Raw genomic sequence first — 22968 nt, 5'->3', positions numbered from 1 at the left:
AGTTGACAAAGAGCCATTTATTTCAATAAACAAAAAACCCTCTAATCAGTGGTGGGATTAGAGGGCTTTTAATAGTTATTCTAATTATTTAACAACGATGTTAACTAATTTTCCTGGAACAGCAATTGTTTTTACAATTTCTTTTCCAGCAACGAAGTTTTGAACATTTTCATGTGCCATCGCTGTTTCTAACATGTCTTCTTTTGAAATATTAGCAGCTACCTCGATACGAGCACGTAACTTACCGTTAACTTGGGCAATGATTGTAATGGTATCCGATACTAATTTTGCTTCATCATATGTTGGCCATGCTTCATATGAAACAGTTCCTTCATGTCCAAGCACCGACCAGATTTCTTCTGTCATATGCGGAGCGATTGGATTTAATAATTTAACAAATCCTTCTGCATATTCACGTGGAATGCTTGTTGCTTTATATGATTCATTGATGAAGATCATCATTTGAGCGATCGCAGTATTGAAGCTTAATTTTTCATAATCCTCAGTTACTTTCTTCACTGTTTCATGATAAACTTTATCTAATTTTCCATCGTTTTCAGCGACTACTTTTTCAGCTAATGTGTGCTCTGGAGTCACGAATAAACGCCACACACGATCTAAGAAACGACGGCTTCCATCTAATCCTTCAGTTGACCAAGCGATAGCTGCATCAAGTGGTCCCATGAACATTTCGTATAAACGTAATGTATCTGCTCCATGAGATTCAACGATATCATCTGGATTTACAACGTTTCCTTTAGATTTTGACATTTTCTCATTGTTTTCACCTAAGATCATTCCTTGGTTGAATAAACGTTGGAATGGTTCTTTTGTTTCAACAATTCCTAAATCGAATAATACTTTATGCCAGAAGCGAGCGTATAATAAGTGTAATACAGCATGCTCTGCTCCACCGATGTATAAATCAACTGGTAACCATTCTTTTAATAATTGTTTGGCTTCTTCTGTATTTAATCCAACATAGTCTTCACCTTGTTTTAAGATATAGCCAATGTAGTACCAGCAGCTTCCAGCCCATTGTGGCATTGTATTTGTTTCACGACGACCTTTTACTCCATCTTCACGTACAACTTCTAACCATTCTTTTGCATTAGCAAGTGGAGATTCACCTGTTCCAGATGGTTTGATGTTATCCATCACTGGTAATTCAAGTGGTAATTGATCGGCTTCTAAAACAGACATTGTTCCATCTTCCCACATAATCACTGGGAATGGTTCTCCCCAATAACGTTGACGAGAGAATAACCAGTCACGTAGTTTATAGTTAACTTTACGAGATCCAGCACCGTTTGCTTCTAACCATTCAATAACAGCAGCTTTAGCATCTGCATTGTTCATTCCATTAATGAAGTCTGATTCGATGTGAGCATCATCTCCAGTGAAGGCACCTTCTGTGATATCCCCTTCAATGACTTGCTTAATTGTTAAGTCATATTTCTTAGCGAATTCGTAGTCACGCTCATCGTGTGCAGGCACTGCCATAACAGCTCCTGTTCCGTAGCTTGCTAAAACATAATCTCCGATCCAAACTGGAACTTGAGCTCCTGTAATTGGATGAATTGCGTAAGCTCCTGTTGCCACACCTGATTTTTCTTTATTTAATTCTGTACGCTCTAAATCAGATTTTGCTTTTGCAGCTTCTTGATAAGCAACAACCGCTTCTTTACATTCAGGCGTTGTAATTTCATTTACTAATGGATGTTCTGGTGCTAAAACAACGTATGTTACACCGAATACCGTATCAGGACGTGTTGTAAACACATCAAATGAATGTTCTGTTCCATTAACTTTAAAGTTAATTAACGCTCCTTCACTCTTACCGATCCAGTTACGTTGCATATCTTTAATGCTTTCTGTCCAGTCTAACCCTTCTAAATCTTCAAGTAATCGTTCAGCATAATGTGTAATTTTAAGCACCCATTGTTTCATTGGTTTCTTGATTACAGGATGTTCCCCACGTTCAGAGACCATTTTCCCATCAACATTTAAAACTTCCTCATTTGCTAAAACTGTTCCTAACCCTTCACACCAGTTAACTTCAATATCTTTAATTTCAGCTAATCCCATGTTATATAATTGGGTGAAAATCCATTGTGTCCATTTATAATATTTTGGATCGGTTGTATTTAACTCTTTATCCCAATCATATGAGAATCCTAATGATTGAATTTGTTTACGGAATGTATTAATGTTAATATCCGTAAATTCACGAGGGTCATTTCCTGTATTTAATGCATATTGCTCAGCTGGTAAACCGAATGCATCCCATCCCATTGGATGTAAGACACGGTACCCTTGCATACGTTTCATACGAGAAACAATATCAGTTGCTGTATATCCTTCTGGATGACCGACGTGAAGTCCCGCTCCAGATGGATAAGGGAACATATCTAATGCATAATACTTAGGTTTTGACTTATCTTCAGACGTTTTGAATGTCTTATTTTCTAGCCAATAATTTTGCCACTTTTGTTCAATCTGTTTGTGATCAAATGCCATAATTCTACCTCCGGGCCCCCGGCCTGCGAAGCAGGTATCCTCCACTGCTGGGGTAATCTTAAATTTGTAGGTGAGTCTACTATTCATTAAGAAAATTTAAATACTGCTTTCTTTTCTTAAATGATGAAGTAAACACTTCACTAAAATAAAACCAAATATTATGAATAATTTGTGACGAATCGATATAAATTATTCATTAATACAAAATAATGGATTAAATTCCATAAACCTATATCTTATTCTTTTTAATAAAGATGGGGTAAGAAAAATCTTTTATCCCTCACTCAAAAAGTTAAAGAGAACACCCTCTTCCCATCAAAGGAGGGAAAGCTAAGAGTCCAACTACTTCGCTATACATATAGTTGAATTAATCCACTAAAGCAGATCGTTGAACTAACAAAAAAAGTCCTTAGAATATTTCTATTCTAAGGACGTAAATTACGCGGTACCACCTTAGTTGCAAGAGTCTAAAAAAAGTAGTCTCTTACCTCTCTCATCTTTTAACGCAAGAATACGGCAATCATTACTTAAATTTCACAATTGCAACTCCGAGGTGAGTTCATAAGTGTTCTATACGAATTTGCACCAACCATTCGCTCTCTACAATAGTCCCAACTTACTACTAGTCCTCTTCACGGTTCATATAAGTTTATTCTAGAAAAATTATATCAAACCTTTCACAAAAAACAAGATTTTTTATAAAAAAACGTCATAAAACAATATCTCGTGCCACTAATTCACATCTATGATAAAATAAAAGACGATAAACAAACAACATACAACAATCCTCATCATTTTAAAGGACTATCTTAAATGATGCATTCGTGATTGATTTGATAAAAAGAACATACTAAAAACAGGAGGAATAGATAGATGAACAATCCGTTTCCATACAGCTATGCTGATAAACGATACCATACATTAAACTATCATTTACGTGAAAAATATAACCAAAAAATCTTCAAAGTCATGATTAATGCTGGATTTACTTGTCCAAATATTGATGGAACGGTTAAATACGGTGGATGTACGTTCTGTAGTACCAAAGGTAGTGGTGACTTTGCTGGAAATCCAGAAGACAATTTAAAAACTCAATTTAATCAAGTCAAAGAGATGATGCATCAAAAATGGCCTGAAGCAGGATACATCGCCTATTTCCAAGCCTTCTCAAATACACATGCCCCGCTTGAAGTCTTAAAACGTAAATATGAAGCCGTTTTAGAATGTGATCCAAATATTGTCGCTCTTTCAATTGGGACACGTCCTGACTGTTTACCAGATGATGTCGTCGACTACTTAGGTGAATTAAACAAAGAAGTCGATTTATGGGTAGAACTTGGGCTTCAATCGATGCATGACAAAACAGGAAAACTAATTAACCGCGGACATGATTATCAAACATTAGTCGAAGGCGTTAACAAACTTCGCGCGAAAAATATCGATGTCATCATTCATATCATCAATGGATTACCAGGTGAAACACATGAAATGATGTTAGAGACTGCAAAAGCTGTAGCGGGACTTGATGTCCAAGGAATCAAAATTCATTTACTTCACGTCATTGAAGGAACACCAATGCACAAAATGTTAGACAAAGGGATGTTAACACTTATGGAGAAAGATGAGTATATCGACTTAGTCGTTGATCAATTAGAAATCTTACCCCCTGAAATGGTTATCCATCGTTTAACAGGTGATGCCGTTCGTGAAGAATTAGTTGGACCGATGTGGAGTTTAAAAAAATGGGAAGTTTTAAATGCAATTGATGATCGTTTAAAAGAGCGTAACACTTACCAAGGACGACTTTATCAAAAACCGGAGGAAAACTAAGATGGCACAGACATTAGAACGCGTTCTTCCCTTTTCAAAAAATTTATTAGAAAAAGCTTTAAAACCAGGTGATGTTGCGATTGATGGAACAGCTGGTAATGGTTATGATACGTTATTTTTAGCAGAAATTGTTGGTAAGTCAGGCCATGTTTATAGCTTTGATGTCCAAGAAGAAGCCATTCAAAGTACGCAAACTAAGTTAAAAGAAGCTGATATTAACCATGTAACTTTAATTCATGATGGACATCAACATGTCCTAAATTATGTGCAACAACCAATTAGCGCGGCGATTTTTAATCTAGGTTACCTTCCTGGTAGTGATCAAAGTATTACGACTCATGGTGAAACGACATGGAAAGCTGTCACTGACATTTTAAGCTTATTAAAGAAAAATGGAATTATTATTTTAGTGGTGTATCACGGACATGAGGAGGGAAAAGTGGAACGCCACTATTTAGAACAGTGCTTTGAAACACTAGATACTAAAACAACTCAAGTCTTAACGTACCAATTCATTAACCGACCAACGGCTCCATTCATTGTCGCCATCGAAAAACTACATTAAAAAAGCTACTTTAACAGTAGCTTTTTTTGTTCCTTAATTTGTAATGATAAAAGAAATAAAACTTCAGAAAATACCACTACCCCATATACCTATACATTCATGATTACTTTACAAACTTTCTCGTATGATGGAATAAAAAGCGGGAACGAAAACCGAGTTTTTTGATGATTTGTTTTTGAACGATACGAAGTTGAGGATTTTTCTTCACACCTTCTGCTAAGTATAATGCGAAGAGTCCATCATTAATCGTTTGATGAAATCCTTTCTCCGGTAAGAGCCTTATCTGCTGTTGGGCCTCGTAGTAAACGTCAAGAATCCGATAAATTCCCTCTTCAAAGTTATGATAATAAGAAAAGAAATTAAGTTCTCCCTCTTCGATGTCTTCCTCTAAATCAATTAGATAATCAAGCATAATATGAAGTTCTTGCACCGCTGGAAACATTGCTTGAAAAATACACTCAGGTTGGATTTGATAACGGTCTTGATTCATCGCATAAGCCACCATCGTAAAAATTCCAAGTGTTGAACCACAGGCTGCCCCAAACTCAAACCAAGTTAAATCACCTGCTAATCGTTTTTGCTGACTGCTTAATTGAATTAATCGAACCTCCCGCTCTGACACTTTTAAATGCTTATAAACTTGTAAATCTACATACAATCCAGCTAAGCGACCAAGCCAAGAAGCATAAAGCGAATAGTGAGGAATCTTTTTTAATGATTCTTGGCACAAGCGGACAAGCATATTCAAATAGCCTCCATCGAGTTGCTGTGTTTGATACTGATAATAATTTGAGGCATGAGGAGTTAGTTTAAAGACATCTAATAACGACTGATGTAAACGACGAAAATTCGTTTCATTAATAACATTTGTTTGATCGACTAAATTATCTAAATAGTCACACATCGTCTGATAAGCCGTCATAAATTTTAAATAATCGGCTTGATACTCTTCACTTACTAAGGCTGCATAAAAAGATGCTCCATAGCAATGAAAAGCTTTTTTTGAAAGACTCGCTAACGCTTCTTTCTTTAATTTCGGATCGGTAATTTGTTGCGCATGTTGTTCATATAAACTTAAAAATGATTTCGTCTTAGGTTGATACGATTTATAAAAAGCTGTCATTAAGGCTGGATAGAACATGTTTTCACCTCTCAATCGATACCTCTATAGTGTAGACCAAGGTTCCAGCGTTCAATCATCATTTGACTGAAATGTCATTCATTCTTACAGAAACCTCTTCTTTTCGACAGACGTAACCGATTACAACCTTTCCCTATTCCCCTTAGTTTTCTACTTTTTTACAAATGTAGATGTTATAATGATTGTGTATTTATGGAAAAGGAGGAATAAATAGTGAGGGGAAGCAAATTACAAAAACTACTACATGTTCTAAAAAAACATGATCATAAAAACGACGTCTATAACTATGCCATTCCTGATTTATGGAATGCATGGAACTATCAAGGAGAGGAAATGGTGCGTACTAGTTGGGGGGAACTCATCGTTAATCCATACAACTTCTATAGTGAAGTGATCCAATCCTACATTTTGCCTCAGGCTAAAGACGACGTTAACTATAATCAATCGCTAAGTCAAATCAAGCAATCATATGAAGCTAAACCAGGCTATTTAGGGGGAGACTGGATTAAAGATTCAGTGGTTTATTCAATGATGGTTCGAACATCGACAGCTTGGGACCATGACCGAAGTGGAGATTTAGAGAACCATAACTTATACGATTTAAATGAAACAGGGACATTCGTAAAATCATTAGCATTACTTCCATTACTAAAGAAAATGGGAGTCGATACAGTTTATATGCTCCCAATTTCAAAATTTTCATTAAAAGATAAAAAAGGTGAATTAGGATCACCTTATGGAGTTTGCAACTTCTTTGAAATCGATCCTAGCTTAAAAGATAACATGACAGGTTCAGAGTTAACTGTTGAGGAAGAATTCCAAGCATTTGTTGAAGCTTGTCATATTTTAGATATGAAAGTGATGATTGACATCATCCCTAGAACAAATTCAGTTGAAAGTGATTTAATTTTAGAACATCCGGATTGGTTCTATTGGGTATATACCGATACATTCCACGAGTATTATCCACCATATGTTCCAGGACTCGGAAGTACCTTATCACCGAAACCAGAATATTTACCTTATGTGTATTCATCACAAGCAGTATGGAATCATATTCATAAATTCTCATATGCACCAAACATCATTGATCCTGAAAAATGGGAGCGCGTGGTAGAAGAATATCGCCAAACACCAGGGGCTTCTATTTTAGATTTAGTTAGCCGTGAATTCGGTTTAACTGTTGCACCAGCCTTCTCAGATCATATTAATGATGTGCAACCACCATGGACAGATGTCACGTTCTTCCGTATGTATATGGACCATCCGGTGGAAAGCCAAAAATACTTAGGCGGACAAGAGTTACCACCTTATATCTTATTTGATACAATTAAATCAAATTTATATAAAGGAAATATCATTAACGAAGGATTATGGGCAACTTTATCTAACATTATTCCATTCTATCAACAAAATTATGGAATTGATGGGGCTCGTATCGATATGGGACATGCTCTTCCGTCTGAACTCATCCATCGTATCATTGCCAATGCACGTACGAACGATCCAGACTTCTGCTTCATCGCTGAGGAGCTACAAGATGAAAATGCAAAAGTATCACGCGATAACGGATATAACATGATTATCGGTTATGGATTCTTCCAAGAACCTCGTACGTATGAGCATCGTACACACAAATTCATGTATGATTCACGTCACTTACCATGTCCTGTGTTTGCTGGAGGAGAAACTCATGATACCCCTCGCTTAGCTGCACGTGAAGGCGGACGTACGTTATCTAAAATGTTAACCGTTATGAACATGTTCATGCCAAATGGAGTTCCATTCATTAACTCTGGACAAGAAGTTTATGAAATTCAACCGATGAATACAGGTCTTGATTGCCGTAACTATGAGCAATATGTGTTACCGCACAACGATCGTTACTTTGGAAAGCTTGCACTCTTTGATAAATTCGCTATCCATTATCTGAATCATATGCGCTGGGAGTTACCAGATACACTAGAAGCTGTTTCAAAAATCCGCAAAGATCACTTAAGTACTTTTACGAAACTTGAAAACTTTGTATCGCTTGGATTTGATTACTTAAGTGACCCTGCGATTGGATTTGGATACATTGAGGAAGGAAAGCGCGGTCACTACAATAACAATGTTTTCATCATTGTAGCAAGCACTGATATGTATTCTCCAATTGATGTGACAGTTCATTTAGAGGATTTACGTACTCAATCAGGGAATACTTGGTGTACAGGTTCTTTATTATTCTCAACTCATGAATGGCAACGTGAAGTTCATGAATTTGATGGTAATCGTAATTTACGTGTTCACCTACAACCTGGTGAAGTTAAAATTATTAAACTATGATATAATAAAAGGTAACATCTCACGGTGTTACCTTTTTTATTGTAGGAGAGATTTTATGTCAGATCGCGTACTAAAGGTGGCTCTTTATAGTATTGGGAGTACCTTATTGATTTTAATAATTACCATTCCACTAATTGCGATGTTATGGATTAGTGGGATTCAGTATCATAGTCGTTGGAATATTCTTTTCTTTATCGCTATGATTACCATCTTTGATTTATTAGCTGAGTATATAGGAAGAATGGCTGTCGATGGGTTTGCCACCCTCTTTTCATGGACAAGTAAAAAAAGATTACTTTTTCGTTATATCTTAGATTTTTTTATGACGCTACTTATTACTCACTTTGTTGACGAGTACTTCAAGGGAGTCTCTCTCTCAACAGGTGGCGAAATCATCTTTGCGATACTTATTCTTCTATTTACTGCCGTCCTCGAAATGAATACAAACGAGGAAAAGGAAGCATAAAGTTTCCTTTTTTTTATATAATAATAATATACCAAATAAAGGTGAAACTTGGTAGCGCTTCATTTGAAGTTTGTGTATAATAAAAATAGATAGAAAAAGTTACCAAAAGGGGAGGAGCCTATTATGTATCAAAACATTTTAGTTGCCGTTGATGATAGTGCCAAGTCTAGACTAGCCTTTAAATCTGCTGTTGAAACTGCGGTAGCATTCAATGCAAAATTAACACTTTGTCATATTAAAAAGAACACCATTATTTACACACCGATTGATCCATCGGGGATGTTATCAACGACTTACATTTTCAAACAAGATTTCTCAAGCTATATGGATGAGGAATTAGAAAAATATAAAGAAGAGGCTCAAAAAGCAGGAATCAAAGAGGTTGAAATCGTCCAAACATACAGTTCATCACCAGGGCTTGCGATTGCTGAAGTGATCGCTCCAGGTTATGAAGCTGATTTAATCGTTTGTGGAGCAAGTAACAAATCAGGCTTTGACCGATTCTTACTCGGAAGCGTCTCACTTGATATCGTAAAACACGCAAAATGCGACGTCAACGTCATCCGCAACGGCGGAAAAAAATAACCTTTAAATCTAGATTAGCTGTATCTATAAGATACAGCTTTTTTCATATTCAAAATATAAAGTGATAGTTTGCCAAAGTATCGAAATAAAAGTGTGGGACATCTAAACGGAATGCGAAGCACATGGGATTAATCGTGCATTGATGCATGATTAATAGAACCGGCTCATTTAGCCAGAGCATTCCAATAAAAAGATGGCCCACACCCTTTATATTCTCTTATTAAATGCCTGACGCCTGTGTTCCTTAGAACCATTAACCTATTATTTTATTTTAAAAAATAATTCATAAACATATTGAGCATTTTTTAGTATATCTCTACTCTATCCATACATCTTTTCATTACTTAATTTATAAAAATAATTATAATCATCAGGAGATTCTTGTACGAGAAAATACCTTTATTCATTTTGCAAAAGTATCGAAATAAAAGTGTGGGACATCTAAACGGAATGCGAAGCACATGGGATTAATCGTGCATTGATGCATGATTAATAGAACCGGCCCATTTAGCCGGAGCATTCCAATAAAAAGATGGCCCATCATGAAAGATTTCCGAAGAATATTGGGCCTCCTCCTTTATCTTTTATCATTAAATGCCTGATATCTGTGCTTTTTGGAGTAAAAATATAAATAAAAAAGGTGATTCCTCGAATCGAAGAATCACCTTGATAATCATTATCCTTGATAATTAACTAATGATAAGAATGATTTTGGATCTAGTGAAGCTCCACCAACTAATGCTCCGTCAATATGTTCTTGAGCCATTAACTCCTTAATATTTGACGGATTAACTGAACCTCCGTATTGAATACGGACCGCCTCAGCAACTTCACGTCCATACGCACGTTCAATTACACTACGAATATATCCAATCGTTTCATTCGCTTGCTCAGCTGTTGCTGTACGTCCCGTTCCAATTGCCCAAATTGGTTCATAGGCAATTACAACTCGTTTCACTTGTTCATCTGTTAATCCTTCTAACGCTGCAACTGTTTGAGTATCCACAACAGCATTTGTTGCTCCAGTTTCACGTTCTTTTAATGATTCACCGACACAAATAATTGGTGTTAATCCATTTGCAAATGCAGCGTGAACTTTTTTATTAACTGTTTCATCTGTCTCATTAAACATTTCACGACGCTCACTGTGTCCTAATACGACGTAAGAAACGCCGATTGATGTTAACATTTCAGGTGCCACTTCTCCTGTGTAAGCCCCAGCTGATTCAAAGTGCATATTTTGTGCCCCCACACGTAAAGAAGCCCCTTGACGTTTGACTAAACAGCGTAAGTAAGGAAATGGTGCACAAACCACTGATTCAACCACATCTGTTGAAGCAACATGATCTTTAACAGCATAAATAAATTGTAAAGCCTCATCACGCGTTTTATTCATTTTCCAGTTTCCTGCAATAATTGGTTTTCTCATTTCTCACACCTCATAATCTATTCTTATTTTTCTGATATTTCCCCCGTTGAAATATCATCTTCTTTTTGTTCTTGAACTTGTTCTTTCTTACCTTTTTTGGGTTTTGCTCGGAATAATCCTGTTGTATTAAATACAAGCTCGACCACTAGTATCGCAATTACTAACATCACTAATCCATAAAACTTCGATGACATGGTATATAGGATAGCAGTGAATGAGAACAATGCTGCAATTCCATATAAAACAAGTACGCTTTTCACATGCCCTAAATTACGATCTAATAATTGATGATGAACATGACCACGATCAGGTTTAAAAGGCGATTGCCCATTTAGTATACGACGAATGATAGCCCAAATTGTATCGAAGATTGGAACAGATAGCATAACAATTGGGATAATAAATGAAACAAAAGCCGCATTCTTATACCCTAAAAGGGATAAAACAGATACAGAGAAGCCTAAAAATAGCGATCCTGTATCCCCCATAAAAATTTTTGCTGGATGAAAGTTATGAATTAAAAAGCCTAATGTTGAACCGAGTAATAAACAAGACATCATTGCCACAAAGGCTTCTCCTTGATAGGACGCTAAAATGGCCATTGTTCCAAATGAAATAGCTGATATTCCTGAAGATAAACCATCTAAACCGTCAATTAAATTAATAGAATTTGTAATACCAACAATCCAGATGACCGTTACAATTCCACCTATCCACCCTAAATCAATTACAGGTAAAAACGGTAAATAAATCTTATCTATCATGAAATTACCATACAAAACCATAATCAAAGCTGCAACTAACTGAACGAGAGCCTTTGGTTTAGCAGGTAATTCAAACATATCATCAAGCATCCCAGTAGCAACAATGAGAAAAGAAGCAATAAAATAAGCATCAATAAACGCTATTTCATCTTGATCAAGCGCATATCCTTTCACTTTAAAAATCATATAACCCAATAGAAAAGCAATATAAATCGCGAGTCCACCCATTCTCGGCATGATACGACTATGGACTTTACGTTTATTGGGTTGATCAACTGCATTGGTAAAATAAGCTAATTTCATCACATACGGCGTAATTAAACACGCTATTATGAAGCATAAACTTATGACTAATAAGTAAATCATCATGGCACCTCACGGTTAAATTTTTATGTTATTATATCACATCTAAGTAGTTAACAGAAGTCTATAGCCAAAATCCCATGAGTTTCTCACGCTTTTTCACCATATTTCTACTTTTTAAAAAGGTAGATTTATCCTATCTTCCATCCTTCAATACGAGCCAATTCATCCATTACTTCCATCAATTCTTCCATAAAAATACTTAAAATATCCTCATGTGCTTCATCTTCTTTTAAAGCTGTTTCTAATTCACGACTATACTCATACAACTCATCTGCCCCTAATTGACCGGCTAGTCCTTTAATGGTATGGACCGTACGAATAGCTTCATCCATATTCGACTCAATTAATTGTGGTAATTGCTCAACTACCATATAGAAATGCTTTCTAAAATTATGCGCAATACGTAGATATAAACGTGTATTTCCAGCAATACGTTCAAGTGCATAAGCAATGTTTAACATCGAACTTAGTTCAATTAATTGTTCAGCCTTGATTGGCTTCACTTCTAATGGTTTACAATTCAAGATGCGATACACACCATTGGATAACGTGTAATGATCCACTGGCTTTGGAACATACGCATCAACGCCATGACGTAAAATAAAATCTAGCTCTAAACATTGACTAACGCCCGTTAGTAAAATAACTTTAGCATCAGTATTAATTAACTTAATCGCCTTAAAGACATCCACACCGCTCATACCTGGCATAATGACATCTAGTAAAATACAATCATATTGACTAAATGTCTTAGCATAGTGCTTAATCGCACGCTTCGGATCTGAGAAAGCTGTGACACTATACCCAAAGCTTTCAAGTAAAGCCTCCGTAATCTCTAAGTTTGATAACTCATCATCGATAACCATGATTTTTCCAACACCACGTGGCACGGATTCTTCATTAACAAACTCTTCAATTCCATGATTAATTGGCAAATATAGCGTAAACGTCGTTCCCTTTCCAACAACAGAGTCAAGCTCAATAGCTCCGTTATGATTACGTAGTGTTTCAACGACACTTGCTAGACCCATTCCGGTTCCTTTCCCTACATCTTTTGTTGTAAAGAATGGCTTAAAAATCTTAGACATTAAGCTAGCATCAATCCCACAGCCTGTATCTCTAATTTTTAAAATAGCGTAGTCATTGGGCGTAATATTCGTATTTAATAAATTACCAGGAATCTCTTCTAGTTGATCGTGAGTCAACGTTAATTCAATGCAACCTTGGCCTTTAATAGCATCCCGTGCATTAATACATAAATTTAAAATTGCATTATTTAATTGAGATTCATCACCTAATACATAATATTCATCTGGCTCAATATTTAGTTCAATCTTAATTCGACGATCGATTGTATGTTTTAACATATTGACCGTATCTTTAACAATCTGTACTAAATCAAGATTCATACGTTTATTTTCCGGTTTATGTGAAAAGGCTAATAATTGGCGGGTTAACTCTGTCGAATGACGGACTGAACGTTCTATCCCATCCATATAACGCAACAGTGTTTCATCCTCTGTCATTGTTTTCATTAATGCCACATAACCTAAAATTCCATTTAATTGATTATTAAAATCATGACTAACTCCACTTGTCAACTGCCCTAATGCTTGTAACTTTTGAAGTTGTCCATCAATCAAATCATGTTTTTTCTTAAATGATAAATCGAGTAATAGTCCTCGAACACGTACCTCACCTTTATTATCAATTACTTTCTCACATTTTAGCACGAGTGTTTCCCAAGGTTTATGTTTATGACGAATTAATAAATCTTGAGTTAACTCAGTATCCGGACTCAATAAAAAAGTATCAATGATTTCATTTATGGATTCATTATTAAATAAACTCTGTGAATTTTGAGTTTCTGAATCAAATTCTAATAACTGCTCAATCATATCACTCACGTACCAAATACATTCACTGACCCGATATTCAAAGAATCCGTAAGCTAAATGAAGTAATTGTAAATACCAATTGCTCGATCCAATTTCTACTTCTAATTGAGAATTAAATTCTAACCTATCAATCTCCACCACTCTCATATCTTCCATTCTGTTCTACAACAGATACCCCACTTTCTCTTAAATCTGTTCATCAATATAAATATCCCCTAAATTAGGAAATTTTATACCATATTTACAATTACCTTATTTTACTATATTCAATCCTATTATATGTTTTTTAGTCCTAACATTCAATCCCTTCTGTGTAAACGCAAGATAAATTAGCAATTTTGTTCATATTGCTAATGTCCGACTTTCACCTAAATGCATATACTAGAATATATAAGAAACAGTAACCTTTGTACACCGCAAAAAAATTTACTGCTTCTATCGTCGGTCTGCGTTAAAGACGTTTTATGATTTTAAGCCTGATGCAGTAAATGTATGCTATTAATTTTTTTCTATTATAAAAAGCAGTAGTTTATATAAGGAGGACACTATGAAAAAAAAACAACTCTCCACTCATAGACAGTCCCAGTCACCCAAACAAAAAGCACGTCAACTAGAATGCTCTGATGAGCTCATGCATAACTTCATTGGACTCTTAACAGAAAAAGTCGATCAAATGCAATCGATGATTGGTGATATTCCTCTATCCCCTTCTATTCATCCCGGCAATGACACCTTAAACCCTTCCAACTCGACTGAAAAAAAAACAGAACCACCTCTAAATGAGTACAATCCTCTTCCCGATGACTTCGATCCCGATGAGCTTAGATTTCAAGAAGTCCCAGGATCAGCAACAACTATGGATGGAACATCCGACACCTCCGGACGTCTTCTAAATACGCTCCCCATCCAAAATAGTAGTGCTGCAAATAGTGGCCAAAGTTCGGCTGCTATAGCTCATGGAACTGGTTTTGACTATGCTCCTCAACAAACCACAACTTATTGCTATGGTTTTACCAACTCTGAATTCTTTGCCTTTATCGGAAGTTTGGACCCAGTCGAATATATTTTAGTCGTTACTGTTATTGCCATTATTATCGGTGTTGAACTTAATGTATTTGAACGACAAATTGTCGGTGGTGCTTTAGTTGATATTGGAGTCACCCTTGGAAATATGGTAGAACAAGAACTCTTCCAAACTGCAAGACAAAATGAGGCTGCAAGTCGACAACGAAATGAAGCCGAACAAACGGACTTTGACAATCTCTATAACGATATTGATGTATTACAAGCTGAAATTGATGCCATTAAACAACAATTAGGAATGAATCAAACTTAAAAGGACGTTCATCATTAAAAAAGTGACGTCCTTTTTTAGTTATTCTAAACAAAAATATTGACTATACGGTTACCAGATAGTTTAGTATACTAAAAAGAAACTTATATAGAAAGGTATGAGAGAAATGATGAAGAAATTTTTAAGTTATGCAATTCCCTCGGCTTTAGCCATGTTTATTTCATCTTTATATACAGTCATTGACGGTATTTTTGTAGGACAAGGAGTCGGAGATCTTGCATTAGCGGCCGTCAATGTTGTAATCCCCCTAACCATTATGTTATTTGGTATGGCAACCATGTTCGCCGTCGGAGGAGGAGCACTTATTTCTAAAAACTTTGGAAGTGGTAATATCCAAAATGCCAACGTAATGTTCCGCCAAGTTTTTAAATTTTTATTAATTCTTAGCCTTTTCATTAGCATCATCTGCTTCCTCTTTACAGGACCTATTGTTAAAGGATTAGGAGCAACCCCTGATTTATATGAAAGTGCTAAAATTTATTTAAGATTCTATTCAATCTTTTGCATTCCTAATATTATTGGAATTGCCCTTAATAGCTTTATCCGAAACGATGGTAACCCTAAGTTAGCCATGATTGCGACAATTTCAGGAGCAATCACAAATATCGTACTCGACTATCTCTTCATCTTCCCGCTACAGCTTGGCTTATTTGGAGCAGCACTAGCAACTGGTCTTGGACAATTAGTGACAGTCTCAATTCTTTTAATTCACTTTATTCGTCGCCAAGGACAACTTCGATTCGGAAATGTTAAATTAGACTTTAAAATCATCAAAGAATTTTCAAATATTGGATTTCCATCCTTCTTTGCTGAAGCTGCTTTCTCAGTCATTATTTACTTAACCAATCTTGCCTTAATCACAACCGTTGGAGAAGCAGGAATTACGACTTACAGTATTATCAACTATTTAACAACACCAATTTATCTACTCCTACTTGGATTAGCCTTTGGGGCACAACCATTAATCAGCTATCATTTCGGTGCAAAAGAACAAGAACCGATGATGAAATATTATCGTCTGACCAATATCACAAACTATCTCATCAACTTAGTATTTATTGCTATTTGTTTGTTCTATGGTCGTCCAATTATCAGTGTCTTCACTCAGGACCCAACAATTATTGACATGGCCTATATTGGTCTAAACATCGTCAATGCAGCCTTTATTATTGTTGGAGTTAACCTGAATACAACTATTTATTATCAAGCCATTGAGATGACAAAATACTCAAATTTATTATGCGCTTGCCGATCAATCATTTTCTTACCTATCGTTTTATTCATTCTAACAACGGTAGTTGGGTTACATGGAATTTGGGCTGCACTCTTTATCTCTGAATTATTAACGATGTTATCCTTCTTAATCTTTACAAAAATGAAGACCATCACTGAAAGAGCTATTCAATGGGCTTAACGTAAAAAACGATTCATGATGAATCGTTTTTTTGTTATAAATCTTCACCGTCTGTTTAAAAAAACCAACAACTTGTTTTAAATCTTGATTAACATAAACTTTGATGACAGTATCCTGTTCCGTTTTAAAGCCTGAGTTGTCAATTTAAATCAGACCATTATTTATCACAAACTAAGCAATTGGAAGGAGTGAGTCTAATCCAGTTGCTTTTTTCATGATTTCTTCTGGTGTGTAATAGTTTAAAGATCTTCGGGGTACACGATTATATTTCATCGCAATTTCATTTAATTTCTTTTGTGAATGGACGGATAAATCCGTGGATTTCGGTAGGTCTTGTCTAACGATACTATTTGAATTCTCATTCAATCCTCGTTGTCCTGGTGCTCCTGGATCACTAAAGTAAATCTCAAGAGGTATCTTGCTTTCTTGTTCAATTTCTTTCCATCTAGAAAACTCTTTTCCTCGATCAAAGGTGATTGTTTTGATGCCGATTTCAACTTGTTCATTTAGCCAATTTAATGTCGCATCTTTGACATCTTGACTCTTACGACTTGCTTTTAATAGGACGATATATTTACTTTTCTTTTCAACTAAAGTGACAATGGCTGATTGACGATTCTTACCGACAATGGTATCCCCTTCAAAGTGCCCATATTCTTGATTCATCGAAGCTTTAGGATACTGCTTATCTCGCTCATGAATGGTTTTACAATCATTGATTCTTCCACGTGTTTCTTTATGATTTTTAGGGTTATTCTTTCCTTTTCGACGGAGCTTTTTAGCGTCAATGACTCCATTTTTAACAAGCTTATATAATGTTTTAGTTGAGACTCTTTCTGAATGGCCCATCAGCTTATCACGCCCCGCAATAGCATCTAATGACCATCCTTGATCTAATAACTCATGAATCTCTTGTACTTTCTGCTGAGATAAAGTGATTTCTTTTCTTCCGCAACGCTTTTTATTTTCCTTGTAAGTAGAATAGATTTCTTCAACAGTGAATCCCTTTTTCAATAAGCGATAATAGTTATAAACTTTATCCTTTCCAATCTTCATACGTCGTGCACATTCACGAGCATTAATACCTAAATAATAATTTGCCTCTATATTTGTCAGCTGATTTATGTTAATATGATGATAAGACATAGATGAAAACTCCTTAATTTGTTTGGCGATGAATTAAGTGTACCATCTATGCCTTTTTTATTACCATTAAATATGATTATCAGTTGTCTGACTTAATTATATAATTCAGGACTGTTGCTGAAAAATCATTCAAGACTAACGGAAAATCAAAGTATGTTTGATAATCTTGAACTAAGTAATCAACTAATAACTGATCAGATTCACTTAACTTCTTTGATGAACATGCACCTAGTAATATTCCAACGCCTAGTAACATCCCCATCCATTTAAACCATCTCATTGTATATACCTCCATTTTCATATACCTTAATATCGGTTAATTCAATTCCAAATAACTAGCTACTCCTCTAAAAAGATAAACTTTCCTTTTGAGCACGTTAAATATATACATACCGATAAGTTTTTCATATCGTAGAAAATAACCCCTACTAGCGTAGGAAATCTCCTACCAGTTGAGAATATATTTTCTTCGAAAACTCCAGAGGTTCCAATCTCAAACTGGTTGATGAACTAAGGTTGATTTCAAAAATATGAAATATTTTTTAGTTTCTATGCGTCTTATTATATCCCTTATACCTCAAAAGATTTATCTTGAAAAAAGCCTAAATCATCAAATTTTTACGATATTCGGACCCTTCATCTCTACTTGCATTTTTGACACTCCGACTTTTCCTCTTGATATCCGAATAAAACCACACAGATAATCACTTCTATAACTTCTAAGATTACCTTCATGATCAACCTCCTTTATTCAGTTTCTATCTAAAAACAGATTAATTTTTTACATCCCTACATTCAGCCATTATGAACACTGCCTAATTATAAAAGCAATAAAATTGTTATTGATATCAAAAATAACTACTTATTATATAGTTTAAAGGTATATTCATCATAACCAGCCATCACTACTAACACAATCACTCGAAGAACTTCTATTAATCGTTTCATTGTATCATCTCCTTGCTCTTGATGTCTTCATAATACTGCTCCAGTCGATAATCTCCTATTTCAATACGTAACAATAATCTTGCAAATTTGTCACCTTCGATATTATTCCTATAAATTGGATATTTATTAAAAAAATTTACAAAAAAATTAATATAGCTGATTTTTTCATAATATAAATTTGGATTTTGGTATAAAAAAACCAGGATTATTTTCCTGGCTTCACATAGGTATTAATAAACTGATAAATTCCGTCAAAATATTCTTTCTCTATGAGACTATCCGCCTCACAGTGACCCAGTCCTTCAATATACCATAATTTCTTATTTTCATGCGGAATCGCATCATAAATATACTGACTACTTTCAGGAGGCGTCACTTTATCATCTGTTCCATGAATTAAAAGAACAGGAACACTAATATTTTTTACCGCATCAACAGGCTGAATATCATCATAAGTTAAATGTTCTTTTACCTTCAAGACAACATTCCCCGCCCATTTAGCAAAACTGACTGGTAAAAATGGAATATCTTCGGCAATAATTCCTAATTCAACAGCACTCTCCATCGTATGATATGGCGCATCTAGCACATAAAAATCAACATTTCGTGCTTCTTCATTTAACTCGGTATGCATGGTTGATGTTGCAGCTCCCATTGAAAATCCGTGTACACCGATAATTCCATCTCGATAAAGTGAACGAGTATACTGTGCAACAGCTTCTAAGTCAAAACGTTCATATAATCCAAACGTATAATTATCCCCACCTGTTAATCCCGTATTACGTTGATGATAAACGACGACATTATAACCATTTTCTAAGTAATTAAAAGCAACATTTAAGACTTCATGATAATTACTTCCGATTCCGTGTACAACGATCATCGCATCTGATGTTTCCTCGTTAGCTTTAATACTCAGTGTCTCAACTTCGTAATCATTAACTTCACTTTTAACAAATACCGTCTCATGTTCATAATTTGCAAGAGTATCTAACACTTTATCCTCTCGCGTCGAATAAAACTCTTTCATATCTTCTGCTTTCACAGATGGTTTCTTTCCAACGGTCCCATCATAGACCATTCCACCAATAATCCAAGTTGCAGCACCTAAAGCAGCTACTGTTGCCGTTGCGGCAATCCCAGATCCAATCACAACCTTCTTCTTTTTCATGACGTCACCTCATTACTTTTAACTTCAAATTATTTATTCTCATTATAACAGATATTATTTTGTTCTTCAAACTTTCTGAATTGTTAACTTTTTACACTCATATTCGACATTATCCTTCGTATACTATAATTGTTGTGACACACAACAAACTTCTAAGTCTGGAGGATTTGGTATGTTAGATAAAAATCCTAGTATCAAATGTAATGTCAGCAGTTGTAAATTTAACAATAAAAATAAACACTACTGCAAACTAGAGACAATTAAAGTTGGAACACATGAAAAAAATCCAACTCAAGTCGAATGTACAGATTGTCAATCATTTGAACTTGAATAACTTCATCCTCTCCTAATATCTTTTAGCTAGACCCATCGGTCTAGCTTTTCAATTTCCTGGGAAATAGGTTCCCTACGCTATGTGACTTTTTCGCAGAAAAAGGTCATAGCTTTCCTCCACTGGTAGGCTATGGGGCGGGGCCCCCACCGCTGAACAATGTGAAGCAAATCTTCCACTGGTGGGGCTAATTCAAAGTTATCACCTGATGCACTGTTAAATACGTACAGATGAATGTTTCCTCCTCTAGTAGGGCACAAGTTCAAAGTTATTACTTAATACACTGTTAAATAAATTCACAAAAATATTTCCTATTCTTATTAAATGATTCAAACTTCTTACATTATATATTCTTAAACAATAATTTTAACTATCTCCCTCTATACATATTTCGATAAAAAACGAATAAATACAAATCATAAGAGATATTATAAAATGCCTCTTACTTTTTATTCTTCCACACATGACTTAAAAAATACTAATCCTTATTTCTATATAACTTCTATACTTCTTTCTTTGTTACTTTACTGTTTTTTTCAAAATATTGCTACACTTCTATAGTTTAATCTATTGGGTTATTACCTGTTCATTAATGACCTTCTTTTCTATCCTATTCCATTAAGCATATTTTGTATCAATGAATATATAAGTCCAGATAAATTTTCTTGAGAGAAAATTTTTAGCTGAACTATAGGATGTCTTGATAGGTAAAATAGATTAGTATTTTTTATTTGCTACCTTAGATGTAAAATACTTTTCGGTTTATATATAGATAAAAAAACTCCACTCGTGTGAAGTTTTCCTACCGCTGTATAAATGATTAACTGATTTACAAAAGTCACTGCTTATATATAAGTCCAGATAAGTTTTTCACATGGCAAAAACTTTTATCTGGACTATAGGGAGCTTTCGTCTCAAAGCGGTTAAGCAACTAAGAATAATTCAAAATTATAAAATACATTTCTGTTTGTATATATATTTAAAAGAAAAATAATTGGATAATCCCTAAACTAATTGATAACGTGATAAAAATCTTTGCCAGTAATAATTTTTTCTTAAAGAAGCACCCCATTCCAATAAGACTTACTCCACCAATCAGCCATGCAATCATTTTTGAAATAATATAATTAGTTGGTAATGAACTAACGGATAAATATACAATATACCAACTAATTAAAAAACAAAGCCATACCATCACTTGATTAAAGCGTTCACGCTTTGCTATCCATAATAATGCCACACATATCAACGTCACCACAAACAAACTGATCATAAAAATCAATAAGATCCCTAGTGCCATCCACATTCCTCCTTAACACCTGTATTATAGCACACAAAACATTTATATTCTATGAATTACATTTTTAAAATTTCTCTTAATATCTGTGATATACTTCTACATATACGTCATCTCATTTTAAAGTTAATTATTAACTAATCTATTATAGGAACAGAGATATATCTTACCCCTCTACATCAGACTTATTTGATGAACCACTTATACCAAGGCATCCTATAGTGTGGGGGTCACCTACCATTTTCGAAGAAAATGTATCTACCGCTGGTAGGGCTTGGGTTCCCTACGCTACGTGGCTTAATTGAAGATTAAGCTCATAGCTTAGGCCTATTTTTTACGATGTAAAAAAACTTATCTAGATTTATATATTATATCAACAACAAGAGGTCATCTATATGCATAACTATGTTCAAACTGCACAACAATTCCGAGAAACAGTGTTAACTGAATTGAAATTCCTTCCAAACTCGGAAAAATACTGTACACTTTATACTGATCCTAATACGCCTAAAAATGGATATTTTCTATTATATGAACGTCCTGGGTACTACGATTTTGGTATTGCCGATTATACCATTGATCATCCTTTCTCGATTCAATTTAATAATCCACAACGTCTCGTCCGTTTTGGTACCGTGTATAAAGGAACGACAGAATTTCAATTAGATAATGAGCCGGTTTCTTCATTCAAACCTTCCTCATTCTTTGTCGTTGAACAAGGATTAAAGGGGAAGCAAATATGGAGTACAGGTCAACATTTTCACGGAGCCGAAATCACCATTTATGAGGATTATTTTACTGATATTATCCAACCATTACTAAAAACAGAACTTGACTTTGATTTATTCGTTAAAAACTATACGTATCATTATCTTCCACTAGAAGTTATTTCTATTATTCAAACGATGCAGACTCTTTCTAATAAAAATACACTCGATCCACTACAATTAGAAAGCTATATTCTACAATGCATTTCTATTATTATTCAAACAATTGAAGAATCGCCCAATAATACATTTACGAATCAATTAGATTATGGAAAAGTTCAAATTGGAACAGATCGTTACCTACACTTAAATGCTCAAGATATTCAAAGCATCCAAAAAGCTCATGACATCTTGAGCCGACAAATCGAACATCCACCGACAATCGAAACACTCAGTGAAATGGTTCTACTTCATCCACAAAAACTCAAAGCGGGGTTTTCCCATTACTATCATATGTCCATTGGTGAATTTACAACCTCTTTACGGATGTCAGTTGCAGCAAACCTTCTCTGTACAACTGATTTAAGAATTTCTGACATTGCCCAAAAAGTAGGCTACCTATATCCGAGTAACTTCATTAAAATGTTTCGACAAACCTTTGAATGTACCCCACTTCAATACCGAAATAATAGTAAAAAATAAAAACCAGTC

General features: G+C 35.0%; 18 protein-coding genes and 1 other annotated feature. Of the genes, 9 read left to right on the top strand and 9 right to left on the bottom strand.

The window, feature by feature from the left end:
• Positions 1–84: 84 nt before the first annotated feature.
• On the bottom strand, positions 85–2520 hold the full coding sequence (gene leuS, locus NEH74_RS02770) for a leucine--tRNA ligase (RefSeq protein ID WP_055306029.1): 2436 nt from the start codon (positions 2518–2520) through the stop codon (positions 85–87).
• 424 nt (positions 2521–2944) lie between these two features.
• Positions 2945–3165: a binding site (T-box leader), on the bottom strand.
• A gap of 228 nt (positions 3166–3393) precedes the next feature.
• Here leuS and NEH74_RS02765 point away from each other — a divergent pair.
• Together NEH74_RS02765 and NEH74_RS02760 are read left to right on the top strand one after the other, a co-directional pair.
• A complete protein-coding gene (locus NEH74_RS02765) occupies positions 3394–4350 on the top strand; it encodes a TIGR01212 family radical SAM protein (RefSeq protein WP_055242341.1) in 957 nt (318 codons plus the stop codon).
• Position 4351: 1 nt separating this feature from the next.
• Positions 4352–4915, top strand: coding sequence for a class I SAM-dependent methyltransferase (locus NEH74_RS02760; RefSeq protein ID WP_055306028.1), 564 nt, complete (start codon positions 4352–4354; stop codon positions 4913–4915).
• Positions 4916–5018: 103 nt separating this feature from the next.
• On the opposite strand, the gene NEH74_RS02755 is transcribed toward NEH74_RS02760, so the two are convergent.
• On the bottom strand, positions 5019–6056 hold the full coding sequence (locus NEH74_RS02755; RefSeq protein ID WP_055306027.1) for a DUF2600 family protein: 1038 nt from the start codon (positions 6054–6056) through the stop codon (positions 5019–5021).
• A gap of 213 nt (positions 6057–6269) precedes the next feature.
• Here NEH74_RS02755 and NEH74_RS02750 point away from each other — a divergent pair, with 213 nt between their 5' ends.
• The 3 genes from NEH74_RS02750 to NEH74_RS02740 all read left to right on the top strand — a co-directional run bounded on the left by NEH74_RS02750 (position 6270) and on the right by NEH74_RS02740 (position 9432).
• Positions 6270–8381, top strand: a complete 2112-nt coding sequence (locus NEH74_RS02750) for an alpha-amylase family glycosyl hydrolase (RefSeq protein ID WP_238581315.1) — start codon at positions 6270–6272, stop codon at positions 8379–8381.
• Positions 8382–8436: 55 nt separating this feature from the next.
• Entirely contained in the window at positions 8437–8847 is a 411-nt protein-coding gene (locus tag NEH74_RS02745) for a YrvL family regulatory protein (RefSeq protein ID WP_055306025.1), read from the top strand.
• A 123-nt stretch (positions 8848–8970) separates the two neighbouring features.
• On the top strand, positions 8971–9432 hold the full coding sequence (locus NEH74_RS02740) for a universal stress protein (protein ID WP_055306024.1): 462 nt from the start codon (positions 8971–8973) through the stop codon (positions 9430–9432).
• Positions 9433–10108: 676 nt separating this feature from the next.
• Here the strand turns inward: NEH74_RS02740 and tpiA are convergent.
• The 3 genes from tpiA to NEH74_RS02725 all read right to left on the bottom strand — a co-directional run bounded on the left by tpiA (position 10109) and on the right by NEH74_RS02725 (position 14036).
• Entirely contained in the window at positions 10109–10861 is a 753-nt protein-coding gene (tpiA, locus tag NEH74_RS02735; protein WP_055306040.1) for a triose-phosphate isomerase, read from the bottom strand.
• Positions 10862–10884: 23 nt separating this feature from the next.
• Entirely contained in the window at positions 10885–11991 is a 1107-nt protein-coding gene (locus tag NEH74_RS02730) for a glycosyltransferase family 4 protein (protein ID WP_055306041.1), read from the bottom strand.
• A gap of 128 nt (positions 11992–12119) precedes the next feature.
• Complete coding sequence (locus NEH74_RS02725; RefSeq protein WP_055306044.1) at positions 12120–14036, bottom strand: response regulator; 1917 nt, start codon at positions 14034–14036, stop codon at positions 12120–12122.
• A 484-nt stretch (positions 14037–14520) separates the two neighbouring features.
• Here NEH74_RS02725 and NEH74_RS02720 point away from each other — a divergent pair, with 484 nt between their 5' ends.
• Together NEH74_RS02720 and NEH74_RS02715 are read left to right on the top strand one after the other, a co-directional pair.
• Positions 14521–15225, top strand: a complete 705-nt coding sequence (locus tag NEH74_RS02720; RefSeq protein ID WP_147614392.1) for a hypothetical protein — start codon at positions 14521–14523, stop codon at positions 15223–15225.
• A gap of 127 nt (positions 15226–15352) precedes the next feature.
• Complete coding sequence (locus NEH74_RS02715; RefSeq protein ID WP_238581317.1) at positions 15353–16657, top strand: MATE family efflux transporter; 1305 nt, start codon at positions 15353–15355, stop codon at positions 16655–16657.
• Positions 16658–16828: 171 nt separating this feature from the next.
• On the opposite strand, the gene NEH74_RS02710 is transcribed toward NEH74_RS02715, so the two are convergent.
• From NEH74_RS02710 to NEH74_RS02700, 3 genes are all read right to left on the bottom strand, one after another.
• Positions 16829–17803 (bottom strand): IS30 family transposase, encoded by a 975-nt coding sequence (locus tag NEH74_RS02710; protein ID WP_055305169.1) that lies wholly within the window; start codon positions 17801–17803, stop codon positions 16829–16831.
• Positions 17804–17882: 79 nt separating this feature from the next.
• Positions 17883–18083 (bottom strand): hypothetical protein, encoded by a 201-nt coding sequence (locus tag NEH74_RS02705; protein WP_055306057.1) that lies wholly within the window; start codon positions 18081–18083, stop codon positions 17883–17885.
• An 873-nt stretch (positions 18084–18956) separates the two neighbouring features.
• On the bottom strand, positions 18957–19922 hold the full coding sequence (locus NEH74_RS02700) for an alpha/beta hydrolase (RefSeq protein ID WP_055242363.1): 966 nt from the start codon (positions 19920–19922) through the stop codon (positions 18957–18959).
• Between the two features lie 172 nt (positions 19923–20094).
• Between NEH74_RS02700 and NEH74_RS02695 the strand changes: the two genes are divergently transcribed.
• Positions 20095–20256 (top strand): DUF1540 domain-containing protein, encoded by a 162-nt coding sequence (locus NEH74_RS02695; protein ID WP_070099817.1) that lies wholly within the window; start codon positions 20095–20097, stop codon positions 20254–20256.
• A gap of 976 nt (positions 20257–21232) precedes the next feature.
• Here NEH74_RS02695 and NEH74_RS02690 read toward each other — a convergent pair.
• A complete protein-coding gene (locus NEH74_RS02690) occupies positions 21233–21553 on the bottom strand; it encodes a hypothetical protein (RefSeq protein WP_055306058.1) in 321 nt (106 codons plus the stop codon).
• Between the two features lie 392 nt (positions 21554–21945).
• On the opposite strand from NEH74_RS02690, the gene NEH74_RS02685 reads away from it, so the two are divergent.
• Positions 21946–22959 (top strand): helix-turn-helix transcriptional regulator, encoded by a 1014-nt coding sequence (locus NEH74_RS02685; protein WP_262941053.1) that lies wholly within the window; start codon positions 21946–21948, stop codon positions 22957–22959.
• Positions 22960–22968: the final 9 nt, after the last annotated feature.

The sequence above is a fragment of the Turicibacter sp. GALT-G1 genome, assembly GCF_025594995.1.
Taxonomy (GTDB): Bacteria; Bacillota_I; Bacilli_A; order MOL361; family Turicibacteraceae; genus Turicibacter; species Turicibacter bilis.
The sequence above is the reverse complement of the archived record's forward strand: the minus strand, read 5'-3'. Positions and strand labels throughout refer to the sequence as shown.

Excerpts from the sequence above, each read along its gene's own strand:
- leuS (WP_055306029.1), bottom strand. The coding sequence starts at position 2,520 with ATGGCATTTGATCACAAACAGATTGAACAAAAGTGGCAAAATTATTGG.
- NEH74_RS02765 (WP_055242341.1), top strand. The coding sequence starts at position 3,394 with ATGAACAATCCGTTTCCATACAGCTATGCTGATAAACGATACCATACA.
- NEH74_RS02760 (WP_055306028.1), top strand. The coding sequence starts at position 4,352 with ATGGCACAGACATTAGAACGCGTTCTTCCCTTTTCAAAAAATTTATTA.
- NEH74_RS02755 (WP_055306027.1), bottom strand. The coding sequence starts at position 6,056 with ATGTTCTATCCAGCCTTAATGACAGCTTTTTATAAATCGTATCAACCT.
- NEH74_RS02745 (WP_055306025.1), top strand. The coding sequence starts at position 8,437 with ATGTCAGATCGCGTACTAAAGGTGGCTCTTTATAGTATTGGGAGTACC.
- NEH74_RS02740 (WP_055306024.1), top strand. The coding sequence starts at position 8,971 with ATGTATCAAAACATTTTAGTTGCCGTTGATGATAGTGCCAAGTCTAGA.
- tpiA (WP_055306040.1), bottom strand. The coding sequence starts at position 10,861 with ATGAGAAAACCAATTATTGCAGGAAACTGGAAAATGAATAAAACGCGT.
- NEH74_RS02730 (WP_055306041.1), bottom strand. The coding sequence starts at position 11,991 with ATGATTTACTTATTAGTCATAAGTTTATGCTTCATAATAGCGTGTTTA.
- NEH74_RS02725 (WP_055306044.1), bottom strand. The coding sequence starts at position 14,036 with ATGAGAGTGGTGGAGATTGATAGGTTAGAATTTAATTCTCAATTAGAA.
- NEH74_RS02720 (WP_147614392.1), top strand. The coding sequence starts at position 14,521 with ATGCATAACTTCATTGGACTCTTAACAGAAAAAGTCGATCAAATGCAA.
- NEH74_RS02715 (WP_238581317.1), top strand. The coding sequence starts at position 15,353 with ATGAAGAAATTTTTAAGTTATGCAATTCCCTCGGCTTTAGCCATGTTT.
- NEH74_RS02710 (WP_055305169.1), bottom strand. The coding sequence starts at position 17,803 with ATGTCTTATCATCATATTAACATAAATCAGCTGACAAATATAGAGGCA.
- NEH74_RS02705 (WP_055306057.1), bottom strand. The coding sequence starts at position 18,083 with ATGAGATGGTTTAAATGGATGGGGATGTTACTAGGCGTTGGAATATTA.
- NEH74_RS02700 (WP_055242363.1), bottom strand. The coding sequence starts at position 19,922 with ATGAAAAAGAAGAAGGTTGTGATTGGATCTGGGATTGCCGCAACGGCA.
- NEH74_RS02695 (WP_070099817.1), top strand. The coding sequence starts at position 20,095 with ATGTTAGATAAAAATCCTAGTATCAAATGTAATGTCAGCAGTTGTAAA.
- NEH74_RS02690 (WP_055306058.1), bottom strand. The coding sequence starts at position 21,553 with ATGGCACTAGGGATCTTATTGATTTTTATGATCAGTTTGTTTGTGGTG.
- NEH74_RS02685 (WP_262941053.1), top strand. The coding sequence starts at position 21,946 with ATGCATAACTATGTTCAAACTGCACAACAATTCCGAGAAACAGTGTTA.